The organism is Emticicia sp. 17c (assembly GCF_037153985.1).
Taxonomy (GTDB): Bacteria; Bacteroidota; Bacteroidia; order Cytophagales; family Spirosomataceae; genus Emticicia.
Genome location: NZ_JBBAYI010000004.1, coordinates 1 through 15,214 on the forward strand (window position 1 = coordinate 1; position 15,214 = coordinate 15,214).

16 protein-coding genes are annotated in these 15,214 nt (G+C 40.9%); 13 read left to right on the plus strand and 3 right to left on the minus strand.

Annotated features, from left to right (window positions below; genetic code table 11):
• Positions 1-398 precede the first annotated feature (398 nt).
• From WAA15_RS09735 to WAA15_RS09780, 10 genes are all read left to right on the plus strand, one after another.
• Positions 399-962: a phage tail protein gene (locus WAA15_RS09735; RefSeq protein WP_337042545.1), complete on the plus strand. Its 564-nt coding sequence runs from the start codon at positions 399-401 to the stop codon at positions 960-962.
• A 118-nt stretch (positions 963-1,080) separates the two neighbouring features.
• On the plus strand, positions 1,081-1,632 hold the full coding sequence (locus WAA15_RS09740) for a phage tail protein (protein ID WP_337042546.1): 552 nt from the start codon (positions 1,081-1,083) through the stop codon (positions 1,630-1,632).
• 69 nt (positions 1,633-1,701) lie between these two features.
• On the plus strand, positions 1,702-2,259 hold the full coding sequence (locus WAA15_RS09745; protein ID WP_337042547.1) for a phage tail protein: 558 nt from the start codon (positions 1,702-1,704) through the stop codon (positions 2,257-2,259).
• 382 nt (positions 2,260-2,641) lie between these two features.
• Positions 2,642-3,208, plus strand: a complete 567-nt coding sequence (locus tag WAA15_RS09750) for a phage tail protein (protein WP_337042548.1) — start codon at positions 2,642-2,644, stop codon at positions 3,206-3,208.
• A 99-nt stretch (positions 3,209-3,307) separates the two neighbouring features.
• Positions 3,308-3,841, plus strand: a complete 534-nt coding sequence (locus WAA15_RS09755; protein ID WP_337042549.1) for a phage tail protein — start codon at positions 3,308-3,310, stop codon at positions 3,839-3,841.
• A gap of 56 nt (positions 3,842-3,897) precedes the next feature.
• A complete protein-coding gene (locus WAA15_RS09760; RefSeq protein WP_337042550.1) occupies positions 3,898-4,455 on the plus strand; it encodes a phage tail protein in 558 nt (185 codons plus the stop codon).
• 287 nt (positions 4,456-4,742) lie between these two features.
• Positions 4,743-5,660, plus strand: a complete 918-nt coding sequence (locus WAA15_RS09765; RefSeq protein ID WP_337042551.1) for a hypothetical protein — start codon at positions 4,743-4,745, stop codon at positions 5,658-5,660.
• Positions 5,650-6,495: a sulfotransferase domain-containing protein gene (locus tag WAA15_RS09770; protein WP_337042552.1), complete on the plus strand. Its 846-nt coding sequence runs from the start codon at positions 5,650-5,652 to the stop codon at positions 6,493-6,495. Before WAA15_RS09765 ends, WAA15_RS09770 begins: the two co-directional genes overlap by 11 nt.
• Before the next feature lie 15 nt (positions 6,496-6,510).
• Entirely contained in the window at positions 6,511-6,774 is a 264-nt protein-coding gene (locus tag WAA15_RS09775; RefSeq protein ID WP_337042553.1) for a PqqD family protein, read from the plus strand.
• On the plus strand, positions 6,771-7,199 hold the full coding sequence (locus tag WAA15_RS09780) for a lasso peptide biosynthesis B2 protein (protein WP_337042554.1): 429 nt from the start codon (positions 6,771-6,773) through the stop codon (positions 7,197-7,199). The genes WAA15_RS09775 and WAA15_RS09780 overlap by 4 nt, the downstream gene beginning before the upstream one ends.
• A 16-nt stretch (positions 7,200-7,215) precedes the next feature.
• Here WAA15_RS09780 and cysC read toward each other — a convergent pair whose 3' ends face one another.
• Positions 7,216-7,719 (minus strand): adenylyl-sulfate kinase, encoded by a 504-nt coding sequence (gene cysC, locus WAA15_RS09785; RefSeq protein ID WP_337042555.1) that lies wholly within the window; start codon positions 7,717-7,719, stop codon positions 7,216-7,218.
• Positions 7,720-7,951: 232 nt separating this feature from the next.
• On the opposite strand from cysC, the gene WAA15_RS09790 reads away from it, so the two are divergent.
• Together WAA15_RS09790 and WAA15_RS09795 are read left to right on the plus strand one after the other, a co-directional pair.
• Complete coding sequence (locus WAA15_RS09790) at positions 7,952-8,296, plus strand: hypothetical protein (RefSeq protein WP_337042556.1); 345 nt, start codon at positions 7,952-7,954, stop codon at positions 8,294-8,296.
• 193 nt (positions 8,297-8,489) lie between these two features.
• Positions 8,490-11,507 (plus strand): PVC-type heme-binding CxxCH protein, encoded by a 3,018-nt coding sequence (locus tag WAA15_RS09795; RefSeq protein ID WP_337042557.1) that lies wholly within the window; start codon positions 8,490-8,492, stop codon positions 11,505-11,507.
• A gap of 58 nt (positions 11,508-11,565) precedes the next feature.
• On the opposite strand, the gene WAA15_RS09800 is transcribed toward WAA15_RS09795, so the two are convergent.
• Together WAA15_RS09800 and smpB are read right to left on the minus strand one after the other, a co-directional pair.
• Positions 11,566-12,369 carry an HpcH/HpaI aldolase family protein gene (locus WAA15_RS09800; protein ID WP_337042558.1) on the minus strand — a complete coding sequence of 268 codons (804 nt, stop codon included), beginning with the start codon at positions 12,367-12,369 and terminating at the stop codon, positions 11,566-11,568.
• Positions 12,370-12,400: 31 nt separating this feature from the next.
• Complete coding sequence (gene smpB / locus WAA15_RS09805) at positions 12,401-12,856, minus strand: SsrA-binding protein SmpB (protein WP_337042559.1); 456 nt, start codon at positions 12,854-12,856, stop codon at positions 12,401-12,403.
• A gap of 869 nt (positions 12,857-13,725) precedes the next feature.
• Between smpB and hflX the strand changes: the two genes are divergently transcribed.
• Positions 13,726-14,961 (plus strand): GTPase HflX, encoded by a 1,236-nt coding sequence (hflX, locus tag WAA15_RS09810; RefSeq protein WP_337042560.1) that lies wholly within the window; start codon positions 13,726-13,728, stop codon positions 14,959-14,961.
• The last annotated feature ends 253 nt before the right edge of the window (positions 14,962-15,214 follow it).

The following is a 15,214-nucleotide window of genomic DNA, read 5'->3' on the forward strand; positions in this document are numbered from 1 at the left end:
GAGAACATGCACCCGTATCTGGCAATCAATTATGTAATCTGTACACGTGGGTTGTTCCCTGTGAAATCATAATTTTTAGCTAAAATCAGCCTGCTTATTTTATAAACAAACGGGCTGATTTTTAATTAATATTATTTATGAGCTAAGCTGCTATTGCTTTACTGTTTCTCCATTACGATTCCTCCCCACTTTAATCGGATAGTTTGCTAAACGTATACAAGTTTACGTACACAGATGTATAAACCACAACATACCAGAATAGTGTGTTGGCAACATCATGAGTACTAAATGCTACCAGTAATTATATTATGCTGGGGTAGCCTCTTATTGTGTACACCAAACAGGCTCTGTTTTACTTGCTGAATTTATCTGTTTTTCACTTTTAAATATTTTCAATTATGGAAGATTACTTAGGTTTTGTACGCATTTTTGCGGGCGACTATGTGCCTTTTGCTAACAATAATAACGATAATAACATCTCCTATGCGGCTTGTAATGGGGGAAGTATAGATATTAATGAGAATATGGCTCTTTTTAGTATAATAGGCAATCAGTTTGGGGGCAACCTAGCAGATAATTTTCAGTTGCCAGACCTCCAGTCGCGTATACCCGTTGGGGCTGATGCTAATGCCGGAAAATATATACAAGGACAAGCCAATGGGCAAGAAAATGTAACACTTTCGGTAGACCAACTGCCCGAACATACGCATCAATCCAACGGATTGTCAGGAGGGTTGGACATGTATTATCCATTAGATAATTTTTTGCCTGAGTATAAAAACAAAGGAACTGAATTTTATAGCCGACCAGACAACCCCCTGGCTAGAGTAAAAATGAATGAAGGTGTAATAGGCAAAACGGGCGGCTCTCAGCCACACAATAATATGTCTCCTTTTTCCGCAACCAATTTTATTATCTGTACAAATGGGCTATACCCTATCAAGCCTAGAAACGATGAGTAGGGTCGACGCTAGAATTTTATATACTCAACCCCACTAATAAAATATTGGTTTTGACAAAACGGACTCCTACTTAATTACTTACAATTATTCTCATTTTTAATTATTAATTTCTATATTCATGAAACAGGAAATAACGAATGACTCAATATATGTATCAGATATTGTTGGCGGAATTATGATGTTTGCAGGTTATCGCACCATAGATAAATATTTGCCTTGCGATGGACGGCAACTATCAATAAATGATTACCCCGTACTTTTCTCGGTAATAGGAACTATCTATGGCGGTGATGGCACAAGAACCTTTCGTTTACCCAATTTAAGTTGTCGATTTCCGATAGGTGCGGGACAAGGAGTTAAGCTGACAAAACGTAAACTGGGAGAACTGGGAGGCGTAGAGGAAGTTACACTTACAGAACCCCAATTACCGGCACACAAACACGACTACTTTGCTTGTAATCAGCCTCCAGCTTACTATTCACCACAAAATTCGATGTTGGCAAAATCTGCAAGTATTTTTTATGCCGAACAAAATAAATTAACGTTACCAGAAAAAATGAATGAAAAAGTGATAAGTACCACAGGAAAATATTATCCGCATGATAATATGAATCCATTTCTGGCTATTAATTTTATGATTTGCTATGACGGCATATACCCAACCAGATAAATATTGCTGATTTATCTAATTATTTATTTTTCAGATTTATTATTAATTACATTAAAATTTATTACTACTATGGAAAATGAGTATCTTGGTACTATCAGAATATTTACAGGTACTTATGCACCTGAAGGATATGCGTTTTGTCATGGGCAACTATTGAAGATAGCGCAGAACCAAGCACTTTTCAGCCTTTTCGGCAATATCTATGGCGGTGATGGCATAGAAACATTTTGCTTACCTGACTTAAGGCAAGTTTCACCAATTGCTGTTGGGAGTGCTCTTGGGCTAACCCCTCGCAACTTAGGAGACACTGGTGGAGAAGAAACCATAACTCTTACCCAATTACAAATGCCTCCGCATAGACATGATTATTTCGCTTCTTTTTACTCACAGGAAGTAGATTCTCCGGAAAATGCTTTTTTACCGACCTATGCTAATAAAAATACCAGATTTTATGCTACCATTGACGGTGCAGACTATTTATTGCCTATGAGCTCATCGACTGTCGGACCAACGGGTTCAAATATGCCCCATGATAATATGCCACCTTATCTCGCGCTTAATTTTGTTATATGTATAAATGGCATATACCCTCCAATATCTTCTGAAGAAACAACCACTGAAGCATAATTCTGCAATACCTGTTACGCAGAAAACCTGCCATTGCCAGATAAAACTAAAGCCGGTACCAAAACCCTCGGTATCGACTTTAGTTTACTGTATACTTCTATACAATACTACCGTTTAGTGGTTTATCTAACAAAATAACCACACTAACGTATAATGTTATAAGTAATCCAAGCAGGCGTTTATAAAAAAGTAGCGTATCCCTTTTATTAAAGAAAGCCATGCGGATAGTTTATGGCAAAAAAAAATAAAAAATTTCTTAAAATAATATCCCAATCAATAAAATTTAGCACAGTTCTTGCACAAATATTTATATGTATATCATTATATACATGCTGTTTTGTTTGCTTGGTCTTATTTTTTCAATCTTAAATATCAAATACTTATGAATGAGGACTATATCGGATTCGTCCGTATGTTTGCGGGCAATTTTGTGCCTTTTATTGGTTATTATGCCTCTTGTAGTGGGCAAAAATTACTAACCAGCCAATACCAAGCTGTCTTCAGTATTTTAGGGCACCAGTTTGGAGGCAATTCTTTTAATGATTTTAATTTGCCTGATTTCAGGTCACGCATGCCAGTTGGTCCTAATTACTATTACCCACAAGGTAGCACAGGAGGGGTAGAAAACGTGACCCTTACAGAGATGGAAATGCCAGCTCATTCGCATACCTGTAATGGCCTGACGGGCGGGCTTGAAGTACCTTCACCTAAAGGTGCTTTCTTGCCTCAATATGCCAAAACTAGTGCCAGATTTTATGCCGAATTACCTAGTGATGCTTATACAACTATGATGAATACATTTACTATGACACCCGTAGGAGGAAACCAGGCCCATACGAATATGTCGCCCTTTCTGGCATTCAATTTTATTATTTGTATAGATGGGCAATACCCTCCAAGACCTAATGATGCTGAGGAGCCTTCTGCACAAACACCTGAGGCTGAATAATATAGTAGCACATAAATATCAGCATAGTTAGCTGGCTTTTGGCTAACTCAAAACCACTTTTCTAGTTTAAATCATCTAAAATTCTAATTTTTTATATCTATGGAAGACATAATTGGTTCGATAGTTATGTTCGGTGCCGACTTTATACCTAATAGTAATATATATTTACCTTGTGATGGTCGATTATTACCCATAAGCAATGGTAATCCTTATATAAAACTCTTTTCTATAATAGGAAATATGTATGGCGGAGACGGCAAAACCAACTTTGCGTTACCCGACATGCGGGGCAGGTTTCCTTTGGGAGCAGGGCAGGGAAATGGCCTTACCAACCGAACAGTAGGCGAGAAAGGTGGCGTAGAAACAGTATCTCTCACCGAAGCTCAAATACCTCAGCATAACCATGCCTATTTTGCATCTACACTTCCTCAAAGTTTTTATAGTCCCTTAAACCATGCCATGCCAACAACTACGACACCGTTTTATTCGATAAAAAGTAGTACCGATTCTTTAGTACAAATGGACTCAGGCGTAATTGGGATAAGCGGTTTAGGGCAAGGGCATAACAACATGAACCCGTTTTTGGGTATTACTTTTATGATTTGTTATGACGGAATATACCCAAACAGATAATACAGTATCTACTATTTTCGACTTTTTACTTACAGCTATATAAAATATTACTATATATGGAAAATGACCTTCTTGGCATTATCAGAATGTTTATGGGTACTTATGCACCTGAAAATTATAAGTTTTGTGATGGTACCCTACTAAAAATAAAAGACTATACCCAGCTTTTTGATGTGATAGGAAATAAGTTTGGTGGTGATGGTGTAACCTATTTTGCATTGCCCGACTTGAGGCTCCGTACCCCACTAGGTACTGGTACTGGCTCTGGCATGACCCCCCGCCACTTGGCCGAAAAAGGCGGCCAGGATTTAGTAGGCCTTACAGAAGCGCAATTACCGCCTCATAGTCATAATTTTTATGGGCTTTCCGGCGGGTTAGATACCACAAGCCCGGTAGGTAATTTTCTACCTACGTATCCTGACATCAAAACAAAATTTTATTCTGTAAAAGATAAAGCTACTGATACATTAGTGCCTATGAATGATCAGGTAGTGTCTACCGAAGGGTTATCTATACCTCATAATAATTTGCCTCCTTATCTGGTTGCTAACTTTGTGATGTGTGTGAAAGGCTTACAGCCGTCAAAACCATCAGCAGAAACTACTGAGGCGTAAACTCTTGTGCTTGTGACCAAAGGCTGCCTCAAACTTGCAGCAATGAAATTCGCAAAGAAACGCCTCATAAGGGCTTTCTTGCAAAACACCTGAATACTCATTAATACCCGTCTAGCATTATCGGGCATTAATGAGTACCTCAGGGTATTTAATATAAAAACCAAGTTGAAAGTCAAAAATCTGTAAAATAACTTAGCTATTAGAGCAATAACAGCTATATACGGTTTTTATTTGTCGGTTGATGTATTTATCTTTGCAACGACTAACAAGTGAGAAATAACATACTTTTGACTTACCTTTACGAAGCATATCGCATTCCGATAATCTCGGATATTGAGTTACCATCTTTAATACAAAGTACTGGCCTCTCTGATACACCACCTATCAGGGTAGTGCAGGGCGTAGTACCAGCATCACTCAAAGAAGAACCGCTGGAACGCAAGCCATTCAGTATTTTTAACGAAAACGAACTCCTCTGCTCAATACCAGACGTTGGCCGTTACTATGTATGCGGCGGTAATTATATTTGTATTGAGCCTATTAGTAACAATCAGGCCGAAGTACTGTTATATTTTTACTCAAATTGTCTGGCTGCGGCGCTGTTACAGCGTAACCTTATTCCTTTTCATGTGTCGGGCGTGTTTGTAGCACCTCAGAAAGTACTGTTGTTTTCTGCCAGCTCAAAAGTGGGGAAATCAACAACCGCACTTATGTTACAACAAAAAGGGTATCAGGTATTTACCGACGACACCGCCCTGCTTACCGTCAAAGAAAACAAGGTTTTTGCACAGGCTTCATACCCGATGCTACGGGTCTGGCAAGATGCTTTTCAGCAGCAGAACATCTACGCCGAGTCTCAGAAAGAAACACTATTTAATAACCGTAACAAATACGGGCTTTCGTTTCATAAAGACTTTGTCAATACCGAAGCCGAAGTAGTAGGGCTAGCCTTTTTAAAGCAGGAAGGCTCAGAAATTAGTATTCAGACCCTGCCTCCCCTCGAAGCCATCAAGCAACTAAGCAATAACATATACCGCCATCAATGGATTAGTGGTATGCGTAAACAGAAATTAATGCTTACGCATCTGGCAGGTATTACCAACCACACAAAAATGTGGCAGGCCACCCGCCCTAAGGGTATTGATACATTTGATAGCTTCGCTACTGCCATCGAAACCCAAATTATTCAGGCGTATGAGTACTAAAAAGAACATCGTCTGGCTGGCCTCATATCCAAAATCAGGCAATACATGGTTTCGGTCTTTTTTGTCGGCACTCCTTACGAAACAAGAACTAAATCTTAATAAAATGTACATACGAGATGTTTTCTCAGGTAAAAAACTGGTAGAAGATATCCTCGACACAGATTCTGACAGCCTCACGCCCCAACAGATTGAACTTTACCAACGCCTTACGTTTCAGTATCTGTCTGACACAAGCAGTAATTATCTGTATGTCAAAATACACGATGCCTTCACCTTTTCGGCATTCGATGGCCTGCCCTTGATTCCCGAAGAACCCACTCGGCTGGCTATTTATCTACTGCGGAATCCGTTAGATGTAACCCTCTCGCTGGCAAATCATCTTGGGCGTGATTATGATTCGGTCATTCAGAATTACATCAATAATCCTTCAGGTTTCTTCGGAAACTCATTCACTACCAACAACCAGTTTTCTCAGCCTTTGCTCACGTGGTCTCAGCACGTCGAAAGCTGGAAAACATACCCTACATTTAAAGTGCATTTTATACGTTATGAAGATTTAAAGACTAACCCTTTTGAGGTATTCAAAGAAGCCGTTCAACTGATTGGCCTGAACCACACCGACGACGAAATCAGGGCTGCTATTGAAGCTACCAGCTTTGAAAAACTAAAAAAAATAGAACAAGAGAAGGGCTTTCGTGAGAAATTATTACCAGCATCAACGTTTTTCTTCAAAGGAGAAACAGGGCGTTGGAAACAAGAATTAAATACAAAACAGATACAGCAAATAAAAAAAATTAACGAACCCATGATGCGCGAATTTGGCTATTGGGATTAACCTATAACAATTACAATGATAAATTACAGAATCAATGACGACAAAATCCTGTTTACACAATTAGGTGAGGAAGGAGTAATTTATGATAGTGAAAACAACAAATACCTGTCAGTTAACGAAACTCTCTTTAAAATACTGAGGGGTATTAACGAAGGGCTTCCGGTAGAAACCATCATACAAAATCTTTGTGCCGAATACGATATTTCGGAAGAAGCCTGTACCTTTGAGGTAAACAAAGTATTGAGCCAGCTGCTCGAAAAACAATACATTAGTGCATGAGAATACAGCAGAAAATACGTACTTTTTACCAGATAAGTTTTCGGCGGAAATATCTGGTACTGGTCACATTTATGCTGTCGTTATATAGTAACCTGCTCTTTCGGTTTTTCCGAAAAAATGCCATATTTGGCAAAAGACACGAAGCTCCTCTTCCTGACTTTACTGATATGGCCCTAGTACGAGACATCAGCTTTGCTATCAGAATAGTAAAGCGGTATGCACCGTGGACAAACGTTTGCCGGCATGAGGCTTATCAGGCTAAAGTTTTGTGCAGGTTCTATAACATACCCTATCAGATATTTGTAGGTTTCAGAAAAGACACAAACGGGCAGATTGAAGGCCACGCCTGGACAACCGTCAATCAGGAAATAATAACTGGCTTTTGCCGCCCCGAAGATTTTGTGGTGCAATATATTTACTCCTGAGCCATGCCGCAGGGTATCAGCCTAAAAAACCTAATATTTGCTCACAACACGCTTCTACGGTGTTGTTTTCAGTAAAAATAACGATGTCGGTTATTGCTGGATTTTCAAAAGGGGCTGTTTTACCCGTAAAGTTGCGTATCTCGTTAGTAGCAGCTTTGGCATATAAGCCTTTGGGGTCGCGTTGCTCGCAAATTTCCAGTGGGGTATTTACAAAAATCTCAATATAATGCTCACCTAATATCTGGCGGCTGCTTTGGCGCATGGCTTCCAAAGGCGTAATAAGAGCCACTATAACCCAATAACCCTCCTCAATAAATAATCGGGCTATTTCGGCGGCACGTCTGACACTCTCAAACCTGTCTTCTTCCGAAAACCCCAGATTCTTGTTAATTCCTTGCCTCAACACGTCGCCGTCCAGTATTTTTACTTTTGGGGTGGGTAGTTTTTCAGCCAGCGCAGTAGCCAGCGTTGTTTTTCCTGCACCCGATAACCCAAATAACCAAAGACACTTGTTTTCCATTTTCCCGATAATAAAATAAAACCACAGCAAATTGCCCTAACAACTGGTCAATATCTTCAATATCTTTATTTTTTAAAAATATTTCAGACTTTTTGTTTAACCCAATGCCATCGTACCCATAAAACGAAGGTAACTTGGGCCATTTAAAAATACCATAAGATATTTTTAGAACATTTGTTCTAATTTAAAATTATTCCAGTACCTTTGTACCGAATTTTTAACTTTTACTGCAATGGAAGCAAAAGCAAATAAATCTTATTTGGTTTTAGCCAGAAATATTCTGATTGCCTTTGGCACAGCCGCGCTCATTATCTATACTAATTTTCATACCGACACAGGCTATTGGGCTATGAGTGTTATTGCCCTGTCGAGCTTTCTGATTGGATTTCTTGAACCCCGCCGAGGTTGGATTCTGGCACTCATACAGGCATCGGTAGTAATAATTTTTTATTACCTTAAACCCATCAAACCTGTTGATGAAGACTTGGCCATGTTTACCTCACACATAGCCATTGGTGTATCGCTCGTGTTTAGTTTTGTGTCGGGCCGTTTGGCAAGGCTCTTTGAAACCAGATAAACCCATAATCATTAAAATTTTATTTTCAGAAGGGCTTTGAATAGCCCTTTTTTTGTGCCTGTGAGTATATAAAAAAATAGCAGTGGCTACACTCAGCCAACAAAACCCTCGTAACCCAAGATTTTACACCTGAGTATCAATAAAAAAGCTGATTTTTTATTACATTTACCAATTACCTAACAAGCGCCACGCCATGCGTTATATTTCGCTCATTTCGCTGCTTTTAATTTTTTCTTGCCAGAAAAAACCACAACAAATCCTTTCGCCCGAACATCAGAAAGCCCTGTCGTCTATCAGCGTCATGGATGGATTCAAAGTAGAAATGGTAGCTGCCGAGCCTCTCGTGGCCGACCCCGTAGCTATGGAAATAGACGAAGATGGTAATATGTATGTGGTAGAAATGCACGGTTATCCGCTCGACCTGAGCCGAACCGGAAAAGTAAAGCTACTGAAAGACACCAATAACGACGGCCTGCCTGACACCAGTACTGTATTTGCCGACAGCCTGAAACTACCCACAGGCATTATGCGCTGGCGAAACGGCATTATCGTAACCGATACCCCTGATATTATCTATCTGGAAGATACTGATAAAGACGGAAAGGCAGACATAAGAAAAGTTCTTCTGACTGGTTTTGCCCTTTCAAATCCACAGCATAACCTGAATACCCCACGTTTTGAACTCGACAACTGGCTTTATGTAGGCCACGAAGCCATTGTAACTCCCTTTGTTTATAAAAAAGAATTTGGCGACGAAGGTCAGAATATCTTTTTCCCTGACAAACCCGATGGGCAGAAACTAGGCAAAAATGCCAATGGCCGTGCGGTAAGGTTCAAGCCAGACAGCTATCAGGTAGAAGAAGTATCAGGCGAAACGCAGTTCGGGCATACCACAGATGCTTGGGGGCATCGGCTGTATACCAGCAACGCCGACCACCTGTTTCATGAAGTACTAGGGGCGCAATACCTCAAAAATAACCCTAATTTGCTGCTTGCCAATGCCACACAAGATATTTCAGACCACGGCAATGCGTCCGAAATTTATCCTGTTACCGAAAACCCCAACCATCAACTACTGACCGACGTAGGCGTTATTACGTCTTCGTGCGGGGTTACGTGGTATCTGGGCGGTGCATTTGGCGATAAATTCCGCGAGGTGACTTTTGTCGGTGAGCCTGTTCATAACATGGTACACGCCGATGTTATCAAGCAGGCAGGGGCAAGTTTTACCGCTAGCCGCCTCATCGAAAAAGCTGAGTTTCTGGCTTCAAAAGACGCGTGGTTCCGTCCGGTTAATTTCTACATTGGCCCCGACGGTGCCTTATATGTAATTGATTACTACCGCCAGATTATTGAACACCCCGAGTGGATGTCTGACGAAATTAATAAATCAGGGGCTTTGTATAACGGCTCCGACAAAGGACGTATCTATCGGGTAGTGCCAGAGAAAGGCTTGCCAATGGACTGGCTCGGAAAACTGAATTTATCGAAACAGTCGGATGCTGACCTTGTAAAACTCCTCGAAAACGAAAATATCTGGTATCGGCGCACAGCACAGCGTTTGCTTTTGCAGCGTCAGGCCAAAGGCATAGCCAGTAATTTAAGAGACATTATCAATAAAAGTAGCCTGCCCGAAGCCAAAGTGCATGCCCTATGGCTGCTTGATGGCCTGCAAAGCATAGAAATACAAGACATTCTTCGTGCCTTTCAGGACGAAGAAGCGGGCGTGCGTGAAAATGGCATAAGAGTAGCCGAAAATTACCTGAACCAAGCAAAACCAGAGGCCGACAAACTTAGAAAAGAACTGGTAAGTTTGCAGAACGATGGCAACAACAAAGTACGGTTTCAGCTACTGAATACCCTCGGCTTTGTAAAGTCGGCCGAAGCTGAACAGGCGCGGCTGGCTATATTAAAACGAGATTTCCATGATAAATGGGTAGGGGTAGCCTGTATAGCTTCTTTTGCAGGCAAAGAAAATCAGGTGTTCGATTTCGCCATAAAAGAACTAGCCAAAGAAAAATCGGACGAAACAGCCGAGTTTTTCGCAAATATGGGGGCTACCATAGCCAATAGCGGAAACAAAGAGGTTTTTGCTGCCATATTTAATCAGATAAGTGCCACCGACAGCAGCACCACAAACGATTGGTGGAAAGCCGCAACACTCGATGGCATTGCCAAGCTCTGGCGTTATAAAGGCATAACAGTAAGCCTCAACGACACCGACAAAGAACGGCTACTAGCTGCTTTTTCTGCCCAAAGCTCACCGGCATTCAGAAATGCGGCACTCGATTTACTCGAAGTAATAGGGCTTCCGAAAGGCGCAACCAGCACGCAGAAAATAAAAGAAGCGCAGCTTATTTTAACCGACCGCTCGCAGGATGAAAAACTACGCGCCGATGCCGTAAAACTGCTTTCAATCAACAATGGTAATGCTTATAAAAAGGATTTCTTGCAGATACTAAGCACCAAAGAACCCGAAATACTACAAACGGCAGTTTTAAGAACCCTGAGCAAAACAGGCGATAAACCTACCTTTGATTTTCTGCTGAAAGAGTTTAAAACTTTTACTCCTGCCATACAGCAAAAAGTGGTAGAGTTATTAATGGCTAAACCAGAACGAATTCCGTTGCTACTGGCGGCACTTGAACAGAAACGCATCGATAAGTCGGCCATAGGCTGGCGGCAAATGGTTGACCTCATGAATTACGAAGAAACCAATATTCGTGCCTATGCCCGCAAAATACTGGCCGTGAATGAAGACCGCAAAGCAGTTTTACAAACCTACATGAAGGCCCTCGACATGAAAGGCGTACAGGCTAACGGCAAGTTGGTATTTCAGAAAAATTGTGCTACCTGCCACCAGATTGAGGGCGTAAAAGGAGTAAACTTTGGCCCTGATTTATCTACGCTCAGAAGCCGCAACGCTACATCTATTCTAACCGAAATTATTAACCCCAATAATTCGATTGCCGATAAATACGATTTCTGGACTATCACTTTCAAGAATAATACAACAATGGGGGGCTTAATTCTGCAAGAAAACGCCAACGTGCTTACCCTTCGGGAAGTAGGCGGCCACGAAAGCGTTATTCAGAAAAAAGACATCGCCAAAATGGTAAAATCAGAAACATCAATTATGCCTAACGGCCTCGAAAACGCCATTAGCGTAAAAGAAATGGCCGATTTAATAGCCTTTATACAAAATAAATAAGAGAGGCTGCAACAACCTCTCTTATTTGTAATAATTACTCAAACTGTTTTTGCTGCTTTCAGGCATACGGGTTGCTTGTAAGCTGCAAGCCTCCGGTTTCTTTTGCATGAAACTTACTGATGGTATCAACAGCACCCTGCTTGAGTAGTGTAGTATCGTTAGCGGCTGTTACAAACCTGAAGCCCATTTCCGACATCCTGACGGCCACCTCGGCCGACGGGCATTGAATCCCCGCAATCAGTCCGTTTTTTTCTGTGGCATTCAGCACTTTTTCAAAAGCCCGCAAGAGTTCAATGTCATCAAAATCACCCTGTTTAGGTCGTCGCATCGAAATACTCAAATCCCACGGCCCAATATACAAGCCCGTCATGGTTGGAGTTTTGGCAATATCTTCTACGTTTTTCAGTCCTTCGGCTGTTTCAATCATACTCATGGTAATTACTTTCGCTGTCGAGTGTTCAAAGTAATCATCACCGCCATACACACTGGCGCGCACAGGGCCGTAGCTTCTGTATCCGTCGGGTATATACCGGCAAGCCCCTACAAAACTTTCCGACTCCGCACGGGTATTAATCATCGGGCAAATAACCCCATAAGCACCCATATCGAGCATTTTCATGTGGCTGGCGGGGTCGTTCCACGCTACCCGTACCAGTGGCACGGTGTTGGTCGTCGAAATAGCCTGTAACATGTGCATAATGGTGAGGTGGTCGCTGGCCAATCCATGTTGGGCATCAATTGTCATGGCATCAAAGCCCGCATGAGCCACAACCTCGGCTGTCCATGCTGACGGAATCGTAACCCAAGCATTCACCACGGTTTTATTTTCTTTCCAGAGTTCTTTAAGTCGGTTAGGTCGCATTATATAATTAAGGTTTTATGTGGCAATTTCATTAATCCTCTCTCATGCGCTCGCGTGACACATCCCTTTCTTTAATGGTCTCACGTTTGTCGTAGAGTTTTTTTCCTTTAGCCAATGCTATTTCAAGTTTGGCAAGGCCACCATCATTAATAAACAGGCGTGTTGGCACAACGGTCAGTCCCTTGTCGGTAAGTTTGTTGTCGAGCCTTTTCAACTCTTTTTTCTTGAGCAGGAGTTTCCTGTCGCGCAGGGGGTCATGGTTGTAATGTGTACCCTGTTCGTATTTCGATATATTCAGGTTTTTTACAAACAACTCGCCATCAATAAAATAGCAATAGGCATCGGTCATATTAAATTTATTCTGGCGTATAGATTTTATCTCTGTGCCTGTCAATACCATTCCTGCATCGTATTTTTCCAGAAAAAAATACTCAAACCCTGCTTTCTTGTTAAATACGTCTATTTTTTTAGCAATTTTCTCTTTCATAGTCTTTTGCTGCAATAATGAGTGCCGCTGCACCCGCAATTCATACTAAATATACTGCCGACAAAGACACTAAAGCATAGGTGTTTTGTCGTTAAAATAATATAACACAAAATTTCAGATAAAAAAAATCCCTGCCTCAAAAATAGTGACAGGGATTCCGACTTACGTGCTTTCCTAATAATCCATGTATAAGCTCTATCTGGATTCGATTCCAAAGTGGGATTTTCTTTTAAGAAAAAGTCTTCCGAAATATCCCGTAAAGCAAAGTTAAATACATTTCTGACACTCAAAACCAATTCGCCCCTTCCTTTTTTCGCCTCAAATATGAGTATCTATACTTAAACTTTGCATAGTTTATCATTAAGTACCGCAATTTATAATATAAAACATCACAACGCAATTAAATTAATGTTTTTCTTCTGCCAACAACCGATAAACATTTTCGGTGTGGAGCTACGCAGTACATGAGCAATGCCTTTATTCCCTTTCTAAAACTGTGCCAAGTTTACAGGGTTCTTTTATTAAAAGGTGGCATTTGTTTACAAGAAGCTGATAACCAGTTATTTACTTTTTGGTATTTTTTTTCATAACTTTTTTATTCAGCGTGTAAATTTATTGAAAAAAAAATGTAATTATTTAATTTTTTTTTGTTATATTTATATTGATTACCAAAAAAGGCTATTGCAAACCTATTTTAAAGAAAAAAGTATCTGAAAAAGTTAGCCTCTTTTTCTCTTCTCCATACTTTTCTGTTCTCTATTCTTTTGGTAAATAAATATAAAAGTTAATCCGCTGAAAACCTGTAATTTAGCGCAGAAACTTTTCATATAGTTTAGTAGTTATTTTAAAAGAATCAAAAATTAGTAAAATTGCTTAATTCACCCATTTTTTCTACTGCAAAACATCAGGAAACTGCCATCTTGGTAGGGCTGATTACGCAGAAACAAAACGCTGAGCGTACTTACGACTACCTCAACGAATTAGACTTTTTAGCCACAACAGCCGGAGTTATCACCAAAAAAACTTTTGTACAACGACTAGACCGCGCCGACCAGAAAACATTTGTAGGGAAGGGTAAACTGGAAGAAATTACAACTTGGATTACCGACAACCCCGTTGATACCATCATTTTTGATGATGACCTAACCCCAGCACAGGTACGTAACCTCGAAGCGGCTTTTAAGGATGTTAAAATTCTGGACAGAAGTTTATTAATTCTGAATATTTTCTCTCAACGCGCCCGTACCGACCAAGCCAAACGGCAGGTAGAACTGGCACAATACCAGTATTTGCTGCCCCGCCTTACCCGTATGTGGACCCACCTTAGCCGCCAGAAAGGGGGTATCGGGATGCGTGGCCCCGGAGAAAAAGAACTTGAAACCGACAAACGGATAGTGCAGGATAGAATCGCTTTTCTGAAAGATAAACTGGAAAAGATAGACAAACAAAGTATTACACGGCGCAAAGAACGTAGCCGCCTTGTGCGTGTGGCTCTGGTAGGCTACACCAACGTAGGTAAATCGACCCTGATGCGGCGTTTGGCAAAGGCCGAGGTTTTTGCCGAAAATAAACTCTTTGCTACCATCGATTCTACCGTAAGAAAAGTAGTATTGGGTAATATTCCGTTCTTGCTGACAGATACCGTCGGGTTTATCAGAAAACTACCTACTACGCTCATCGAATCGTTTAAATCGACCCTCGACGAAATCAGAGAGGCCGATATCCTGATTCATGTAGTAGATATTTCGCACCCTTCGTTTGAAGAACAGATCGAAGTAGTGAAATCTACCTTAGCTGAAATTGGCGCAGCCGAAAAACCTACGGTACTGGTATTCAATAAGCTCGACCTCTTCAAACCCGAAACAGAAGAGAACCTCGACGAGCATCTGGAAACAACTACCGAAGAAGATTTGCAGCGCAATCTGGAAAAACTCAAAAGAAGTTACCTGACCAAAAATACCGAAAACGTAGTGTTTATTTCAGCAGAACACAAAGAGAATATCAGTGAGTTGCGCGATATTCTGCTGGAAAAAATTCAGGAAAAACATTTCAGAATTTATCCTAACTGGGACCCCACCCAGAACCCACTATATGAGTGGCAATAATAGGCTAAACGCATAAGGCTTTCAGCCCGATACAACGTATCGGGCTGAAACAAATACCCCCAACGCAGCAACGTAACGGCATTGATGAATGCTTGCTACGTGCGCCAGTAAGTGGGTAATATAACAAGCAGCCGGATGGCTTAAAAAGCCATACCTATTGCTATAAACAGGCTAATGGGTGTTATAAATACCCCACGGCCTTTTCATGAGCCTGTAAAATAGGCTTGTTATTCATTAACAAATCAACAGGGCA